An 18,408-nucleotide genomic window follows, 5' to 3' on the forward strand; every position below is an offset into this window, starting at 1 on the left:
GGTGAACCGGTATCAGCATTTAAAAATTAAAGATCAATTGTTTATTTTGATTTCACTGATCATGGCCGTTTCGCTCATCCTGATCTTGAGCGGCATTCAATACGCGTTCCGGGTATATGACCAGCAGATTTACAGGAAGTCGTCACAGGTGCTGATGCTATCATCAAAAAGCATTGAAGATGAATTGAAAAAGATTGAGGATGTGTCATATCAAATCACCACTGACGCAGACATCCAAGCGAACCTCCTGAAAGCCGGCCGCGGCCAGAACAAATACGGACGCTACCGGATAAAAAGCAAAATTTGGGATAAGCTGGCCGAATATACCGGCTCTAAGCGGTACATTAAATCGATTCATTTGTTTGATGCTTCCGGCACCGAGTACTCCGCAGGGGCGAATTTAACCGAAGCATTGCGGGAGCAAAAGAATGCACTGATCGAAAAAGCGTCGCGCCAAAAAGGCAGCAACATGTGGGAGCCCATGCCGGGTGAAACCGGCGAGCTGTTATCCGTCCGGGAAATCCGCTCCTATGAGCGTTTAAACCTTGACCACCTGGGAACAGTGGTGATTGTCGCCGATTTAAAACGGGTGATCGGCGATCTTCCGAAAGACTGGGGGGAAGGCGCGGGCAAGATTGCGATGTCGGACGGGCGGGAGCTGTTTTTTTCTGAAATGCCTTTCAGCCAAACCGATGGCCTCCGATTGTCTTCTCATGCTGAAAACGGATATGACATTGTGGAGGAAAACGGCCAGCGGTTTTTCGTTTCATATGTCAAATCAGCGTATAAGAATTGGACATATTGGAGCCTGATCCCCTTTGACGCTATGTTTTCGAAAATTTCTGCAATGAAGACGATCCTGATTTCCCTTTTTATCCTTTTTTTTCTGATTGCGGTTCTCTTTGGAAGAAAAATGGCCAGGGGCATTACGAGCCCGATTGAGAAGCTGGTGGCGGCCATGAAAAATGTCCAAAACGGCGATTTTAAACTGGCGCCGCTCACTCGCGCTCCTTTAGACCGGCAGGATGAAGTCAGCGTCTTAAACCGCAACTTCTTTACAATGGTTGAACGGATCAATGAACTGATTGCCGAGAACTACAAGAAGCAGCTGATGCTGAAAGAGACGGAATTCAAAGCGCTTCAAGCGCAAATCAACCCCCACTTTTTATACAACACGCTCGAGTCGATCAACTGGCTTGCAAAAACGAACCGGCAGCCGCAAATTTCAAAGATGACGGAATCTCTAGGGTTTTTGCTCAGAAATGCCATCAATGTGAAAACCGACGTGCTGACGATCGAGGAAGAAGCTGAAATCGTGCGCCACTATTTTACGATTCAGCGGTTTCGCTTTGAGGAGAGGCTCGTTTTTGAGCTCGACATTGAGCCGGCTGTGAAAAAATGCCGCGTACCTAAGCTTGTTCTCCAGCCTTTGGCTGAAAACGCGATTACATATTGCCTTGAGCCCTTCATTGAACCTTGCCATATTCAAATCAAAGCATATAAAAAAGGAGAGTTTGTCTATTTAAAGGTTGCCGACAACGGCCCCGGCATGGATGAAGACTTTTTGGAAAAGGCGAGAAAGGAGCTTGTCCGGACAAGAGGGAGAGGAATCGGGCTGCTAAATATCGACGAGCGCATTCAGCTGATGTTTGGCAAAGGGTATGGCTTGACGATTTCAAGCGAAAAGAATAAGGGAACCGAGATGATGATTAAAATACCATTTCAAAGCGGGGTGTGATGATGTATAAAGTGCTGTTGGCGGACGATGAACGGATTATTCTTGACGGCATCTCCAGCATGATCGAGTGGAATTCGTTCGGGACTTCTTTGATCGGGGCCGCACAGAACGGGATTGATGCTTACCGCCTGATTATGGAAAAGCGGCCGGACATTGTGATCAGCGATATTAAAATGCCTGGGATGGGAGGACTCGAACTGATCGAAAAAGTGTCCCGCGACCACCCGTCAATCCGGTTTATTTTGCTGACGGGCTTCGGCCAGTTTGAATATGCTAAAAAAGCGATGTCATACGGAGTCAGGCATTATTTGCTCAAACCCTGCAATGAGAGCCATATTACAGATTCGCTTCAAAGCGTGATCGGCGAGCTGAAAAAAGAGGAATCGGCGCAAAAAGTGAAAACCGATCTGGAGATGATGAAGCCGCATCTTATGAAGCAGATGTTAAAAGAGCTGATCACCGGAGGCGGCATCGAGGATGAAGCGTGCCTGCGCCTTTTTTCAGAGCAAAAGGCCATCAGGCTGATCCTGTTTTCCGTCCGGGACGGGGAGGATAAAGAATATGCACAAGGCGTTGAATCCATTGCGGATGAGGTGCTGAACGGTGCTGTCATCGCCTCGGCCCGGGTTCAGCAATTGCTTGTCTGTGCAGTAGACGGAACATTGGCTCCTGCCGTGCTTGAGGAAAAAATGAAAAGCGTCCAAGAGCTTTCACGCCGCCTGCTCCGATTTGAACCAGAAGCATCACTCAGCGAAAGCGGCAATATCAGCGAAGCCTCCGCGATGTACGAAAAGGCATATAGAAAGATCGTCCAAGATGAAGGGGAGACATCGGTTTTAATCGGAAGGATGCTTGATCTCATCGAAAAGGAGGCCTCAAATCCGAAGCTTTCGCTAAAGTGGGCAGCCCGCAACATGCTGTATATGAATCCGGATTATCTCGGCAAGCTGTTTAAACAGGAAACCGGTGAGAAGTTTTCAAGCTATGTCGCAAAGGTGCGCATCGAAAAAGCGATCGCGAAGATGAAGAAGTCTAAAAACACGGCCATCGGCACGCTGGCAGAGGAACTGGGGTTTGGCCACAATCCAAAATACTTCAGCCTTGTCTTTAAAAAATACACGGGACTCACCCCGTCAGAATTTCGAAAAAAAGAAGACAACACGTTTTAATGCCGCCGGGTTTATCCGGCGGTTTTTTGCGCATTGACGGAATCTCTGTTTTTTTAACATTCTTCTCTGTTTTTTGAGTTTCTGGGACAGAAAGCTGAATTTAAAATGAAATGTAAGCACTTACAAATTGGGGAGGGGGAATGTTGATGAGAAGATTTGTGTTTGTCTCTTTGTGCATTTTGCTGACGCTCGGCCTGTTCGGATGCAGTTCAAACACTGAAGAGGCGGCCGGTGCGGACGGCAAAAAGAAGGTTACCTTAAGGGTCGCATGGTGGGGCGGACAGCCTCGGCATGATTATACATCAAAAATCATTGAGCTATATGAAAAGGAACATCCGCATGTCAAAATCGAAGCGGAGTTTGCGAATTGGGACGATTATTGGAAAAAGCTTGCCCCGATGTCCGCGGCAGGGCAGCTGCCCGATGTGATTCAAATGGATATGGCGTATTTATCCCAATACGGCAAGAAAGGCCAGCTTGAAGATCTGACTCCGTATGTCAAAGACGGGGCGATCAACACCGAATCGATTGATGAAAAGACGATCAAAGGCGGAAAAATCGGTGATCAGCTATACGGCTTCCCGCTCGGTGTGAATGTACTGTCGGTGATTACCAATGACGACTTGCTAAAAGAAGCGGGCGTCGAGATTGACGATGGCAGCTGGACGTGGACCGATTTTGAAAACCTGGCGCTAGAGGTCGAAGAGAAGACGGGACAATACGGTTCAAACGGCATGCATCCGCCCGATGTCTTTTTCCCGTACTACCTCAGGACAAAGGGCGAGCGCTTCTATAAAGAGGACGGCACAGGCCTTGCTTATTCAGACGACAAGCTGTTTGTCGATTACTTCAAGCGGCAGGTGAAGCTCGTCGATGAAAAAGCTTCGCCGACGCCTGATGAAAGCGCGCAGGTGAAGGGGATGGAAGACGATTTTATCGTCAAAGGCCGAACCGCTGCAACATGGAATTATTCAAATCAGTTTGCGGCGTTCGCGCAGCTTACCGATGCGCCCCTGTCATTAAAGCTGCCTCCTGAACAGGCGAAGGAAAAGGCGCTGTTTTTAAGGCCGAGCATGCTGTTTTCAATTCCGAAAAGCTCCGAACAGAAAAAAGAAGCGGCTGCATTTATCGACTTCTTTATTAACAATGAAAAAGCCAATGCCCTGATCAAAGGAGAAAGAGGCGTACCGGTCTCCTCCAAAATAGCGGAAACAGTGAAGTCAGAACTGAGCGAAGAGGAGAAAAAGATTTTCGAATATGTCGAAAGGGCTACAGCGTACGCGGGAGAAGCGGAACCGCCTGAGCCGATCGGCAGCGCCGAAGTCATCAAGCTGCTAAAAGACACGTCAGACCAAATTTTGTTTAAAAAGATCACGCCTGAAGAAGGAGCCGCGAAGTTCAGAAAAGAAGCGGACGCCATACTGAAAAGAAATCAACAATGATAAGCGGGGCAAGTGAAGGAAGGCCGCTCATCAAATCCAGGAGGAAGTGAACGTGAAGCGAAAAAAAAGAATTGACAATTTGGCGGGTTATGCCTTTATTTCCCCGTTTATTATCGGATTTTTGTGCTTTACCGTCATTCCGATGGGAGCCTCGCTGTTTCTGTCTTTTACAAGCTACGATCTGTTCACCCCGCCCAAATGGGTCGGCTTTGACAACTATAAGGCGATGCTGACCGATGATGAAAAATACTGGGGTTCGCTGAAAGTTACGTTTTATTACGTGCTCGCCGGTGTGCCGCTGCGCCTCGCGTTTGCGCTTTTCATCGCGGTGATTTTGAACAGAGCCGAAAAGGGTGTGGGCATTTACCGGACGCTCTTTTATCTCCCGTCCATCATCGGCGGCAGCGTGGCGGTTGCGATTATGTGGCGCAATGTATTTGGCAATGACGGTGTCATCAATGGGCTTTTGTTCTTCCTTGGTTTTGACAAGAAGATTTTTTGGTATCAGGACCCGACAAGCGCATTGTGGACCTTGATTCTTTTGTCTGTGTGGCAGTTCGGCTCTTCCATGCTGATCTTTCTTGCCGGATTGAAAAATATTCCGCCGATGTATCAGGAAGCGGCAAGCGTTGATGGTGCAAACAGGTTTCAGCGGTTTTTTCTCATTACGCTCCCGCTTCTCAGCCCGATCATCTTTTTTAATTTGGTGATGCAGACCATTTCAGCCTTCATGACCTTTACGCCGGCCTACATTATTTCAAAAGGGGAAGGCGGTCCGCTTGACGGGACGCTTCTGTATTCCCTCTATTTGTTCCAGCGGGCGTTCAACTTTTTCCAAATGGGCTACGCTTCGGCTATGGCATGGGTGATGCTGATCCTGATCGGCCTTGTCACATTCATATTGTTCAAAACTTCATCCTTATGGGTGCATTACGAATCGAAGGAGGGGTAGCTGGTGGAGCCGGTAAAAGATATTTCGGGGCGGGCCGCGCCTGCCCCGCTTCCTGCGGGAAATAGAAAGAAAAGAGCCGGGCAACTCGTGTTTCATATCACGACGGCCGGTCTTGCGATCATCCTTTTGTATCCCGTTATCTGGCTGATCGCAAGCTCGTTTAAAGAAAGTGCGAGCATATTCGCCACATCCCACTCGCTCATTCCGGACCCCTTGATCCTGTCCAATTATACGGAGGGCTGGAAAGGGATCGCCGGACAGCCGTTCATCACATTCATTAAAAATTCGCTTATCATTGTCGGCCTTTCGACGGCCGGCGCGGTCTTGTCCTCGGCGTTCATCGCTTACGGATTCGCGCGGATTCCGTTTAAAGGGAAGGCGTTTTGGTTTAGCTGCATGATGGTGACGATGATGCTGCCGCACGAGGTGCTGATGATTCCGCAGTACATCATTTTTGCAAAGCTGGATTGGCTGAATTCATTCAAGCCGATCGTTGTTCCCCAATTTTTCGGGCACGCGTTTTTTATCTTTCTGATGATTCAGTTCATCAGGACGATCCCGGTAGAACTCGATGAAGCGGCAAAGATTGACGGCTGCAGCCGTCTCGGCATCTTTTTCAGAATTATTTTGCCATTGATCGCACCGGCGCTCGCGACGTCCGCCATCTTCTCGTTTTACTGGAAGTGGGAGGAACTGATCAATCCGCTTCTTTACTTGAACAAGCCGGAGCTTTACCCGGTTTCTCTGGCATTAAAGCTGTTTTTAGATACGGAAACGGCGTCTAACTGGGGGGCGATGTTTGCGATGTCAGTCGTCTCACTCGTCCCGGTGATCCTCGTGTTTTTCGTTTTTCAAAAATCGATCGTCCAAGGAATCAGCATGAGCGGATTAAAATAAAAAGGAGAGAAGAGTGCATGACAAAGCTTGTTTTTGATGAAGAAAAACTCAATCAAGTGATCGACAGAATCGTTAAGCGGACATTTGAGATGGATTTCGAATGGGATTGGCCGGGCGGCGTCGCGTTTTACGGCGTGGCTGAGGCGTATGAAGCAACCGAAAATGAAGAATACCTCGAGCTTTTGAAAAACTGGACGGATGAAAAGCTTGAAGACGGATTGCCTAAGCTGTCGATCAACGGAGTATCCATCGGCCATACCCTCATATCGCTCTACCAGGCGACAGGAGATGACCGTTATCTGGACGCCGCCCGGCAAATGGCGGACTATGTGCTCCACGAAGCGCCTCGGTTCGCAGACGGGGTTTTGCAGCACACCGTCAACTCAGAGAAACATGTATTCCCTGAACAGGCATGGGTCGATACGATGATGATGGCGGGCTTGTTCCTTCTCCGAATCGGAAAGCTTGTCGGCAGCGAGGAATATTTTGAAGACGGGCTGAGCCAGTATCACGGCCATGAAGAATTTTTGCAGGATATGGAGACCAATCTTTATTATCACGCATGGGACCATGTGGCCAAAAACAACCTGTCAGGCATATTTTGGGGAAGGGGAAACGGATGGGCAGCTTTAACGATGGCAAAAGCGCTCCCTTTAATCGATGTTACGCATCCGTCTTATATGATCATTGACGGTTCGCTCCGGGACTTGCTGAGCGCGCTTGTCAGGCTTCAGCATCCCTCAGGTTTATGGCACACCGTACTGACGGACCCGGATTCATACCTTGAAGTGTCAGGCTCTGCCGGGATTGCATCCGGTTTGCTGTCAAGAGGCTCGCTATACCACAAATCCGTTCAGAAGGCGCTCTCAGCCATTACGGATGCGGTCGCGCCTGACGGAAGGGTGGAGCGCGTTTCTGCGGGTACAGCAGTGATGCGGGATGCGCAGGGTTACAAAGACGTTCCGTATAAACGGATTCAAGGCTGGGGACAGGGGCTTGCCCTGACCTTTTTGGCAGATGTCGTCCGCTCCAAGTCGCGCGCGTTCCAATAGAAATTGAAAAAAGAAACATTCTTTTCATTGCAGTGGGGGGAAAAGGGATGAAAAAGCTGCATCAAAGATATGTTTCACGGCGTAAAGGGAGGTTTTTTAAAAAAAGCTTTGTGATGATCCTGCTGATTGCGTGTATTCCCGGCTTATTGACGGGTGCAGGAGTCTATTTGTTTTCGGCTGCGAAAATTGAAAAAGAGCTCCAACATCTGCACGAGAACCAGGTGAAACGCCAAATCAGCCAAATCGATGACAAGCTGGAAGGGCTTGAGATCATGCTCTCCCAGCTTGCATATGATCCGCGCCTGATGAACGGTCTGGCCGATGCCGATCTGCAAACGGATTTTCAAACGACGTACAAGCTCTCAAAATCGCTGTTTTTGCTTCAGGATCAAAATCCGCTCATTCACAAGGTTGAACTGTTCATTCAAGGGAAGGAGCCGATTCTCTTAAATCCAGAATACAGCGGACTGACCGACCGGAAAATCTTGAAGGCTTATCATTCGCTGCTTGAAGGCGGTCAAAACGTCTATTGGAAAGACATGAGCGGCGCTTCATCCGGAATGGCCCTTGTCCATAAAATTCCGGGAGGCATCTCAGAACCGTTCGGCGCGCTGATTTTGACGCTTGACGAAAGAGAATTGGGCCGGTTGCTTGAGAGCCTTTCGCCGTATTCAAAGGGAACAGCGCTCCTTTTTCATCATAATCAGAAGCCTGTTTCTTGGAGCAATCGCGGCAAAACCAACTTTGAAAGCGCCTTAAAAGAAAGGCTTGAGAAACAAAAAAATCCACAGGGCTCCTTTGTTATGGATTGGAGCGGAGGTGCGTATTCCGTTTCATACGGACGAATGGACAGATTGAACCAGGAATGGACCTATGTTTCGGCTTCACCGATGTCGGCCATTACGGCTCCGGTGCTGTTTTTATCGAAGCTCATCGCGTCGGTCAGCATCGCCGGGATCGTTCTTGCCTTCATTCTGGCATGGTATGCGTCACACAAAATTTATTCACCTGTCGCAAGGCTGATCAAGCTCTGCTCCGGAGAGGGAAAGGCGGCCTATTTTCCGGATGAATTTCATTGGCTCGAGAAGCGCTGGGAAGACCTATCTGAGGAAAGCGGCAGACTGAAAAAGGAACTGCCCCATGCTGCAAACGTTTTTTTTCAGCGCCTTCTGAGCGGATACTTTGCAGATGAATCAGAGAGGAATTTGAGAGATCGTCTGAAAAGGTGGGGCTGGGAAGCAAAAGACAATGTGTTTACCATCATCGATGTCCAGCTGACGGGACTCTACGAAGGAAACGGATCTTTTACAAAAAAGGATGAAAGTCTGGCGGGCTTTCTGTTGGGAAACATTACGCGCGAACTGGCTGGAAGGACATTCAACCATATTTATATGACAGATGTCCGTTCGCTATCGCTTGCGGTGCTGCTGGCGAGCGGCCGGAATACAGCCTTCAAGGAAGAAATCGCCCAATTTGTGCGTGAGCTGACAGATGTGATCTACAGCATATCCAAACTGCACGTCACAGTGACGGTATCAAAAACCGCTGACAAGTTAAAAGACATTCCCGGCATTTATGAAGAGGTGAAAGAAGGCAGGCATTACAGACAGTTCGAAAACGCCAGCCAGGTGATCGATTTAAGCCGGCGGGAAGACATGCCTCCCGCTGAATCATACTATCCGTTCGCTCTTGAAAAAGAGGTAGTCAGGGCGTTGCGGCTTGAAGAAAGGGATGAAGTCGAAAGAAGGATCAGGCTGTTTATCCGGGAGCTGTCCGAAAAAGGAAAAACGGAAATCCGCATCCAGCCGGGCATGATGCAGCTGTTCGCAAAGATCCAAGAAGAGATCTTTCATTCCGGCCTTCACCCCTATGAATTGTTCAGCCGAAAAAACCTGCTTCAGGAGCTTTCGGAGCTGAGGGAGCCGGAAAGGGCTGTCGGCTGGATGATGGAGCGTTGCATAAGCCCTTATCTTAAAGAGATGGAAGGAAGGAAAAACAGACAGCAAAAACGGCTTGTCGAACAGGTGCTTGAGATGATTCATCAGGATTATATGAACGATATCTCGCTTGAAAGCTGCGCTGATCGGGCCGGGACGAATTCGTATACCCTGAGCAAAGCTTTCAAACAAGTAACCGGCATCAATTTTATCGACTATGTTACCCGGCTCAGAATCGAAAAAGCGAAAGAGCTGCTTCTTGAGACGAATAAAAAAATCCATGACGTTTCTGAAGAGGTCGGCTACAGACACAGCTATTTCAACCGGATTTTCAAGAAGCAGGTCGGCATTCCGCCGAGCCGCTACAGGCAGATTCATCAGGAATCTTCGTGAAAGGGAGAGTGCTATGAAACGAACAGACAAAAAACCGAAAGTGACAGTATATTTGGCCGGGGACTCGACCGTCGCAGACTGTCCCCCGCATGAAGCGCCGATGGCCGGCTGGGGGCAGATGCTTCCGCTGTTTTTCTCAGATGAGGCTGCGGTCGTGAATATGGCAAAAGGCGGGGCCAGTTCGAACAGCTTCATTGATGAAGGCCGGCTCGATGACATTACGGAGCGGCTTGCGCCTGGTGATTATGTGTTGATCCAGTTCGGCCACAACGATCAAAAACCGTACGGAACAGACCCTTATACAACCTATCAGGAGCATCTTGTCCGCTATGTGGAAGCGGTTCGCGAAAAACAAGCGACACCGGTTTTGATCACTTCCGCAGAGCGCAGACGTTTTGATCAAAACGGAAAGCCCGCCGACACACTCGGGGATTTTCCGAAAGCGATGAAGGCGCTCGCTGACAGCTTCGACGTTCCGCTGATCGATTTATGGTCCAAAACAAAAGCGCTCTATGAATCTCTCGGAATCGAAGGTTCAAAACGGCTGTTTGTCCACTTTCAGCCTCATGAGCACCCTCATTATCCAAATGGAATCGAAGACAATACCCATTTTTCCGAAGCAGGGGCCCGTCAAGTCGCCAGGCTGGTGACAGAAGGAATCAGAGAGCTTGGTCTGCCTCTATCGGCTTATCTGCTTTGTGAAAGGAGCGATTTCCGTGCCGGAGTGTAATGGAAGAGAAGGAAGCCTGATTTATCAAAACCCTTTATCTTCTCCTGAAGATCTCCGCGGCTGGGTGATGGAAGGGAAAGGAATCGTTCGTTTTCAGAACGGCCGCCTGCATATGGAGAACGAACTTGACGCTGAGCAATATGGGGACGATGCTCATTTTGTTTACTGGTGCCCTGAGACATTCCCTGATGGAATTGTTGTGAAGTGGGATTTCTACCCTGTGCGGGAGCCTGGCTTATGCATGATATTTTTTGCAGCCGCCGGCATGAATGGCGAAGATTTATTTGACGGGCGGCTGGCGGAGAGGACGGGGAAATATCCGCAATATCATTCCGGGGACATCAACACATTGCACCTGTCGTATTTCAGACATAAGCATGCTGATGAAAGAGCATTCCGAACATGCAACCTCAGGAAAAGCCGCGGCTTTCACCTCGTCTGTGAAGGAGCCGATCCGCTTCCGCCCGCTGCAGACGCTTTGCCTCCCTACCGGATGAAGCTCATAAAGGACGGGGCATACGTTCGTTTTTCAATCAACGAGCTGCCCATTTTGGAATGGACGGATGACGGCAGGCGTTTCGGCCCTGTTTACGGCGCAGGAAAGATCGGCTTCAGACAAATGGCTCCGCTGGAAGCAGCCTACGCCAACTTTGAAGTGCGCAGGCTGCTGCGCGGCTGAAAGGAGGAGCGGACATGCGGGATAAAGGCGTAATGGCGATGATGTACGGCGCGTGTGAAGCGATCATGAAAATCGCCTGGCTGAACGGGATCTGGGTTTTATTCACGCTGGGAGGAGGCATTGTTTTCGGCTGGGCGCCGAGCACGGCTGCGATGTTCACGGTCGTGCGCAAGTGGCTGCTCGGCCGGACGGACGCACCGCTGTTCAAAACGTTTTATCAAACGTATAAAAAAGAGTTTTTCAAAGCAAACGGACTTGGGCTCATCCTCATTACCGCCGGAACAATTTTATTCGTAAACTATCAATTTTTCCGCGTCCGTGCGGATTTATTTTCGATCATGATCAGCTATGCCACACTGGTGGCCGGGCTCATCTATCTCGTGGTTTTCATTTATATTTTTCCGCTTTACGTTCATGTTCAGCTGCCGTTTGTCCGCTATTTTTCACAGGCTGCGCTGATCGGTCTCGTTCGCCCTTTGACGACGGCCGGAATGGCTGCTGCTGGTTGCTTGGTCGTGTATGTGCTGTTGACGGTTCCGGGTCTGATCCCATTTTATGGTGTCAGTTTGTTTGCTCTTGTATCGATGTTTATCGCACATCGCTGTTTTTTGCGTCTGGAAGGCTAGCTGAACTGTGCAAAAATGAGAAAATCGGGCAAAAAAATATCAATTGGAAAGGCTGAACCGCTTAAGACCGGACTTGAACACATCTTTTCCCTTCGGCAAAAAAGTGCAATTGAATAAAAATGGAAGCCGTAATAGAATCCCTTTTGAGTAAGCGCTTACAAAAATGGTGAAGGGAGAAGATGATGAAAAAAGGAAAGAAAAGGTGGAAGAACCTGTTGGCCGCGTCATCTCTTTTATTAATCACGCTAGTGACCGGCTTCTCGGAGCAAGCTGAGGCAGACGGGCGGACGGCTGCGCAGGCAAGGCAAATGGAATCGCTTAACAGGGGGCTTGTCGCTGTTAAAACGGGGAACGGTGTCTTTGTCAGCTGGCGGCTTCTGGGAACCGAGCCGTCTTCTGTTTCATTTAATGTGTATCGAAACGGAAAGAAGCTGAACGGTTCTCCGATTACATCGAGCACAAACTATCAGGATGCAGGCGGGGATTTGAATGCCGTTTACCAGGTGCGCGCCGTTTTGAACGGCAGGGAGCAGGCTCCTTCTGAATCCGTCGGCGTATGGAATAAACAATATAAATCTGTTCCGCTGCAAAAACCGGCCGGAGGAAAAACGCCTGATGGGGTGTCATACACATACAGCGCCAATGATGCGAGCGTAGGCGACCTTGATGGAGACGGCCAATATGAAATCATTCTCAAGTGGGATCCTTCCAATTCAAAGGATAATTCACAGGACGGATACACGGGAGATGTGCTGATTGACGCATACAAGCTTGACGGCATCATGATGTGGAGAATCAACCTTGGCAAAAATATTCGCGCCGGCGCCCATTATACGCAGTTTCTCGTCTATGACTTTGACGGCGATGGAAAAGCGGAAATCGCCATGAAGACGGCAGACGGGACGAAGGACGGCAAAGGGAAGGTGATCGGCAATGCAAACGCCGATTACCGCAATGCCCAAGGCCGAATTTTGTCAGGGCCTGAGTATTTGACGGTTTTTAAAGGCGATACAGGCGCTGAGCTTACAACGGTCAACTACGAACCTGCCCGGGGAAATGTAGCCGATTGGGGAGACAGCTACGGCAACAGGGTTGACCGCTTTCTGGCCGGTGTCGCATACCTTGACGGGGAGCGGCCGAGTTTTGTCATGGCACGCGGTTATTACACGAGAACAGTGCTAGTCGCTTACAACTTCAGAGGCGGAAAGCTGACCAAGCTGTGGACGTTCGATTCGGATGCTCCCGGAAATGGCGCCTATGCCGGTCAAGGCAACCACAGTTTGAGCGTCGCCGACGTTGACGGAGATGGAAAGGACGAGATCATATACGGAGCGATGGCTGTCGATCATGACGGAAAAGGCCTCTACTCAACCGGCTGGGGACATGGGGATGCCATGCATACAGGGAACCTGGACCCGTCAAGGCCTGGACTGGAAGTCTTCCAAGTCCATGAAAACAGCAATTCTCCTTATGGCTTGTCCTTCCGCGATGCGAAAACAGGAAAGATCATCTGGGGAGTTCACGCAGGTAAAGATGTCGGACGCGGAATGGCCGCTGATATCGATCCGCGCTACGAAGGAGCGGAAGTATGGGCGAACGGCAGTCTTTATACGGCAAAAGGCGTAAAAATCGGAAACACATTGCCTTCATCAACGAACTTCGGCATCTGGTGGGACGGCGATCTCCAAAGAGAGCTTCTGGACAGCAACAGAATTGATAAATGGGATTATCAAAATTCGCGAACCGTCAACTTGCTGACAGCGTCCGGAGCTTCGGCAAATAACGGAACAAAAGCGACGCCGTCCCTGCAGGCGGACATTCTCGGAGACTGGCGCGAAGAAGTGGTCTGGCGAGCGGAGGACAGCAGCGAACTGCGCATCTACACGACGACAGACGTGACGGAGCACCGCATGTATACGCTGATGCATGATGCAGTCTATCGCCTCGGTATCGCCTGGCAGAATGTCGGCTACAACCAGCCTCCGCACACCGGCTTTTATTTAGGCGAAGGCATGCAGACACCGGAGAAGCCGAACATTTATACACGCTGATGATAAAGGGGAGCTGCATAATGAAGCGATATGTTCGCTGCTTATGGGTCATCCCCCTCCTTTTCTTTTTCATCATGGGAATGGGGGGACCTGCGCAGCCGAAAGCCGCTGCCGCGCATCACAGTCAGGATCTTTTTCTGTTCGATTTTGGAAAAGGTCCCGCTGAGAAGGATTATGTGAAAGTGAACGAGTCCTCCGTGTATCAAAATGGTGCTGGCTACGGATTTTCTCAGGCAGGAAGCGCTGTGTGCAAAAAGACGCAAAAAAAAGAAGCGCTCAAAAAAGACTATTGTATCGTGAACCGGACGGCTTTTCTGGCAGATCTCTCCCCCGGCAAATACCGCGTGACCGTTTTTGCATCATCCAGCGGTGAATTGAAGCTTTATGCCGAAGGAGAAAAAATGGGGACGATCCCGGCCGGAGCAAAGGGAAGCTCAGCCGAAAAAGCGTTCACCGTTTCGGTGGAAGACGGGCGCCTCGATCTGGAGTGAAGGGGCCTCAGCCAAAGGTGTATGCCATCGAAATTTCGAGGTGTATCAGTTCGATTTCGGTGACGGGCCTCTTGCTTCGGGTTTTATTCCGGTAGGCGCTGCTTCGGCCTATACCCCTCTAAAAGGCTACGGATTTGACGACGCGGCAAAGGTGTCCTGCACGGACCGAGGTACGGCCGACCCGCTTCGTTCAGACTTCTGCATTCCGGATGGGACGGCGTTTACTGTCGATTTGCCTGACGGTCAATATCAAGTCCAAATCATAACCGGAGATGCGCGGGCAAAGACGAACATGGACGTACGGGCAAACGGCATGCTCCAGCTGTATTCGTTTGGAGCGGAAGCGGGCGGATACAACGAAAAAACGTTTCCGATTCATATTTCCGGCGGCCGTCTTTCGATCCAAGCCTTAACGGCGAGAACAATGCCGCGCCTTAATGCGTTGGTCATTACGAAGACGGCTTATCATGTGACGGATGACAACACGACGGTCTTTCTGGCGGGCGATTCCACGGTCTCCGATTATGAGCCCGGCTATGCGCCGATGGCAGGCTGGGGGCAATTTTTAGGCGGCTATTTCTCGGATGAAATCGTCATCGACAACCAGGCGAAACGCGCGAGAAGCGCGAAAAGTTTTGTGGATGAACGGTCGCTGGCTACGATTTTGAACCGGATGAAACGGGGCGACTATTTGTTGATTCAGTTCGGCATCAATGACGCAGGGCAAGATCCTGCCCGCCATACAGATCCGTATACGACATTTCAGGAATACTTGAGAACATATATTAACAAAGCCCGCGAAAAAGGAGGACGTCATGTGCTCGTCACTTCTCAAAGCAAACGTACCTATGATGAAAAGGGCGTTTTCTACAACAGCATCGGAGAATATCCGAACGCAATGAGACAGCTGGGACGGGAAATGAACGTTCCGGTGATCGATTTAAACAAAAAAAGCATTGAATATTACAACGAGATCGGCGTTGAAGCGACTAAAAACGTATTTATGTTTCTGGAACCGGGAGAAAGCCCGAATTATCCGGAAGGCATCCAGGACAGGGTGCATTTTCACGAGTTCGGCGCCAACCAATTGGCAAGGCTCGTCACAGGAGAAATCTCCGATTTGAATATATATCCGCTGAAACACTCGCTCAAGAAATAAGGTGTCGGGAGATCCGGTCTCCGGCTCTCCCGTTCGCCATTCCAAACCGCAAAGGGGGAGAGAGGACTATGGGAGAAAAGGACAGACATGCAGCAGCTGATCGCGTTCGTCCGGTGAAAACGGCGGCAAAACCGAAGCAAATGGAACACTTAAACCGCGGCCTTGTGGCGGTAAAAACAAAAAAGGGGGTTTTTCTCAGCTGGCGGCTCTTAGGAACCGATCCGGAAGAAACCGCTTTTAATCTATACCGCAACGGACAAAGAATCAATTCAACACCCATTTCATCATCGACCAACTTTCTTGATAAACACGGAAATGGAAAATCGCTTTATTATGTGTCCAAGGTTCTCGGAGATAAGGAAGTCGAGACGTCGCCCAAAACAGCTGTCTGGCAGAAGCCTTACTTGGAAGTTCCGTTAAACAAGCCTGACGGCGGGACAACTCCTGACGGCGCACCGTATACGTACAGTGCAAATGACGCGAGCATCGGAGATCTCGACGGCGATGGAGAATACGAAATTGTGCTCAAATGGGACCCGTCAAATTCGAAAGATAACGCGCACAACGGCTATACCGGAGAAGTCATCATCGATGCCTATAAGCTTGACGGGACATTCATGTGGAGGGTTCATCTCGGGAAGAACATCCGCGCGGGCGCCCATTATACCCAATTGATGGTCTATGATCTTGACGGCGACGGGAAAGCGGAAATTGCTATGAAGACGGCTGACGGAACAGTTGACGGAACCGGCCGGGTGATCGGCGATCAGGCTGCCGATTACAGAAATGAAGATGGGCGAATTCTGGCCGGCCCTGAATATTTGTCGATTTTTCACGGGGAAACGGGAAGGGAATTGGCAACCGTGGATTACGATCCGCCGCGCGGAAGGCTTGAGGACTGGGGAGATGGATACGGCAACCGCATGGATCGGTTTTTGGCAGGCATCGCCTATTTGGACGGCGAAAGGCCGAGCCTTGTCATGGCCCGCGGCTATTACACAAGAACGGTGCTAGTCGCTTACAACTTCCGAGACGGCAAGCTGACCAAGCTGTGGACGTTTGACAGCGACAAGCCCGGAAATGAAGGCTATGCCGGGCAGGGAAACCATAGTCTGAGCGTCGCTGATGTCGACGGTGACGGGAAAGATGAGATCATCTACGGCGCGATGGCCGTTGATCATGACGGAACAGGGCTTTATACGACAGGGCTTGGACACGGTGATGCCATGCACGTGAGCGATCTTGACCCGGACCGGCCGGGGCTGGAAGTCTTTCAGGTGCATGAAGATCCGCGCCTTCCGTACGGCCTCTCATTTCGCGATGCGGGTACAGGGGAAATTCTCTGGGGAGTGCCGGCCGATACAGATGTTGGGCGGGGAATAGCCGCGCATATCGATCCCCGCTATAAAGGAGCGCTTGTCTGGGCGATCGATCCACCGGGCAATGAAGGAAAATCGTACGGCCTCTATACGAGTAAGGGAGAAAAGCTCAGCGATGCCGCTCCGGCTTCGGCCAATTTTGCGATTTGGTGGGACGGCGATCTTCTCCGCGAGCTGCTTGACCACGATTGGAAAGAACCCGCAGGCATCCCCAAAATTGATAAATGGGACTATCACAGCGGCAGGCTGGTCAATCTGCTCACCGCTGACGGAACGCTGTCTAACAATTGGACGAAAGGGACGCCAGTGCTTCAGGCCAATTTGTTCGGCGATTGGCGCGAAGATGTCGTGTTCCGCACAGTCCGAAGCGATGCTCTGCGAATTTACACAACGACCGAGCCGACTGAACACCGTTTCTATACGTTCATGCACGATCCCGTCTACCGCCTGGGGGTAGCCTGGCAAAATGTCGCTTACAATCAGCCGCCTCATCCCGGGTTTTATGTGGGAACCGGAATGGACAAGCCGCCCCGGCCGAATATTTATACCGTTCCTTGTAAGAGAAATGAAGAATGAAAGAGAACGGCGGTTCAGCATGCGCTGGGCCCGGGGCACCGGCAGAAATATTCAACTTACAAAAAAGTATGATTGTAATCTTACAGCCTGTTCCATAAAATGATTGGTAAGCATTTTCATTACAAAATGAAAAGGGGGATCCATATGGGGTATCAGGCGAGTGATGTACGCTATGAAAATATGAAATACAACCTCTGCGGGCATTCAGGATTAAAACTGCCTGCTTTGTCTTTAGGGCTTTGGCACAATTTCGGAGAAGCGGCTTCCTTGCAAAATGCCAAAGCGCTGTTAAGAAAAGCATTTGACCTGGGTATCACCCACTTTGACTTGGCGAATAATTACGGTCCGCCGCCCGGTTCTGCCGAAGAAACATTCGGAAAAGCGCTGAAAACCGATTTTGCCGGCTACCGCGATGAAATGGTCATCAGCACGAAAGCCGGCTATACGATGTGGCCCGGACCATACGGCGATTGGGGATCAAAAAAGTATCTCGTGGCGAGCCTTGATCAAAGTTTAAAACGAATGGGCATCGATTATGTCGATATATTTTATTCACACCGCCCTGACCCCCATACACCGCTGGAAGAGACGATGGGAGCGCTCGCCCACATCGTCAGGCAAGGAAAAGCTTTATATGTCGGTTTGTCGAACTACAGTGCTGAACAGACCGAAAAGGCGGCTGATATTTTGCAAGAATACGGGATTCCGCTCCTCATCCATCAGCCCAAATATTCAATGTTCCACAGAGAACCGGAAAAAGGCCTGCTGCAAGTGCTGCAGAAAAAAGAAGCCGGGGCGATCGCGTTTACACCTCTTGCCCAAGGGCTTTTAACAACGAAATATTTGACAGGGATTCCCGCCGGGTCAAGAGCCGCTGATGCGAACAGTCCGTTTTTGCAGGCCGAGGGCATCACAGAAGACGTGCTCGGCAAGGTCCGCAAGCTGAATCAAGTGGCTGCCGAACGCGGCCAGTCTCTTCCGCAAATGGCGATAGCCTGGCTATTAAAAGACCCGCGCGTCACCTCGGTGCTGATCGGCGCGAGCAAAACCGAACAGATCGAAGAAAATGCCGCGGCGCTTAAGTCCGCTCGATTCTCAGCTGAAGAACTCGACACAATTGATAAAATTCTTTCATAA

At 50.2% G+C, this 18,408-nt stretch carries 15 protein-coding genes; all 15 read left to right on the plus strand.

Features of this window, described 5'->3' with window-relative positions:
• Position 1 precedes the first annotated feature (1 nt).
• Positions 2–1,738 (plus strand): histidine kinase, encoded by a 1,737-nt coding sequence (locus MKY62_RS06880; protein ID WP_016886673.1) that lies wholly within the window; start codon positions 2–4, stop codon positions 1,736–1,738.
• A gap of 2 nt (positions 1,739–1,740) precedes the next feature.
• Positions 1,741–2,907, plus strand: a complete 1,167-nt coding sequence (locus MKY62_RS06885) for a response regulator (RefSeq protein ID WP_025808355.1) — start codon at positions 1,741–1,743, stop codon at positions 2,905–2,907.
• 146 nt (positions 2,908–3,053) lie between these two features.
• A complete protein-coding gene (locus MKY62_RS06890; protein WP_025808357.1) occupies positions 3,054–4,349 on the plus strand; it encodes an ABC transporter substrate-binding protein in 1,296 nt (431 codons plus the stop codon).
• A gap of 34 nt (positions 4,350–4,383) precedes the next feature.
• Complete coding sequence (locus MKY62_RS06895) at positions 4,384–5,301, plus strand: sugar ABC transporter permease (RefSeq protein WP_171003031.1); 918 nt, start codon at positions 4,384–4,386, stop codon at positions 5,299–5,301.
• A gap of 21 nt (positions 5,302–5,322) precedes the next feature.
• Positions 5,323–6,198 carry a carbohydrate ABC transporter permease gene (locus tag MKY62_RS06900; protein WP_085959531.1) on the plus strand — a complete coding sequence of 292 codons (876 nt, stop codon included), beginning with the start codon at positions 5,323–5,325 and terminating at the stop codon, positions 6,196–6,198.
• A gap of 17 nt (positions 6,199–6,215) precedes the next feature.
• Positions 6,216–7,250 carry a glycoside hydrolase family 105 protein gene (locus MKY62_RS06905; RefSeq protein ID WP_011197819.1) on the plus strand — a complete coding sequence of 345 codons (1,035 nt, stop codon included), beginning with the start codon at positions 6,216–6,218 and terminating at the stop codon, positions 7,248–7,250.
• Between the two features lie 47 nt (positions 7,251–7,297).
• Positions 7,298–9,580 (plus strand): helix-turn-helix domain-containing protein, encoded by a 2,283-nt coding sequence (locus MKY62_RS06910; RefSeq protein ID WP_016886670.1) that lies wholly within the window; start codon positions 7,298–7,300, stop codon positions 9,578–9,580.
• A gap of 13 nt (positions 9,581–9,593) precedes the next feature.
• Entirely contained in the window at positions 9,594–10,310 is a 717-nt protein-coding gene (locus MKY62_RS06915) for a rhamnogalacturonan acetylesterase (protein WP_003180904.1), read from the plus strand.
• Positions 10,297–10,989 (plus strand): YesU family protein, encoded by a 693-nt coding sequence (locus MKY62_RS06920; RefSeq protein ID WP_003180906.1) that lies wholly within the window; start codon positions 10,297–10,299, stop codon positions 10,987–10,989. The genes MKY62_RS06915 and MKY62_RS06920 overlap by 14 nt, the downstream gene beginning before the upstream one ends.
• Positions 10,990–11,003: 14 nt before the next feature.
• The gene (locus MKY62_RS06925) at positions 11,004–11,615 is read left to right on the plus strand and encodes a YesL family protein (RefSeq protein WP_003180908.1); all 612 of its coding nucleotides are present in this window, start codon (positions 11,004–11,006) and stop codon (positions 11,613–11,615) included.
• A 182-nt stretch (positions 11,616–11,797) separates the two neighbouring features.
• Positions 11,798–13,666 (plus strand): rhamnogalacturonan lyase, encoded by a 1,869-nt coding sequence (locus MKY62_RS06930; RefSeq protein WP_016886669.1) that lies wholly within the window; start codon positions 11,798–11,800, stop codon positions 13,664–13,666.
• A 20-nt stretch (positions 13,667–13,686) separates the two neighbouring features.
• On the plus strand, positions 13,687–14,157 hold the full coding sequence (locus tag MKY62_RS06935; RefSeq protein WP_003180913.1) for a hypothetical protein: 471 nt from the start codon (positions 13,687–13,689) through the stop codon (positions 14,155–14,157).
• 40 nt (positions 14,158–14,197) lie between these two features.
• On the plus strand, positions 14,198–15,316 hold the full coding sequence (locus tag MKY62_RS06940; RefSeq protein ID WP_003180915.1) for a rhamnogalacturonan acetylesterase: 1,119 nt from the start codon (positions 14,198–14,200) through the stop codon (positions 15,314–15,316).
• Between the two features lie 68 nt (positions 15,317–15,384).
• Entirely contained in the window at positions 15,385–17,271 is a 1,887-nt protein-coding gene (locus tag MKY62_RS06945; protein WP_003180917.1) for a rhamnogalacturonan lyase, read from the plus strand.
• A gap of 144 nt (positions 17,272–17,415) precedes the next feature.
• Positions 17,416–18,408: an L-glyceraldehyde 3-phosphate reductase gene (gene mgrA / locus MKY62_RS06950; protein ID WP_016885881.1), complete on the plus strand. Its 993-nt coding sequence runs from the start codon at positions 17,416–17,418 to the stop codon at positions 18,406–18,408.

Origin of the sequence: Bacillus sp. FSL R7-0646, assembly GCF_037969865.1 — a bacterium.
Taxonomy (GTDB): Bacteria; Bacillota; Bacilli; order Bacillales; family Bacillaceae; genus Bacillus; species Bacillus licheniformis.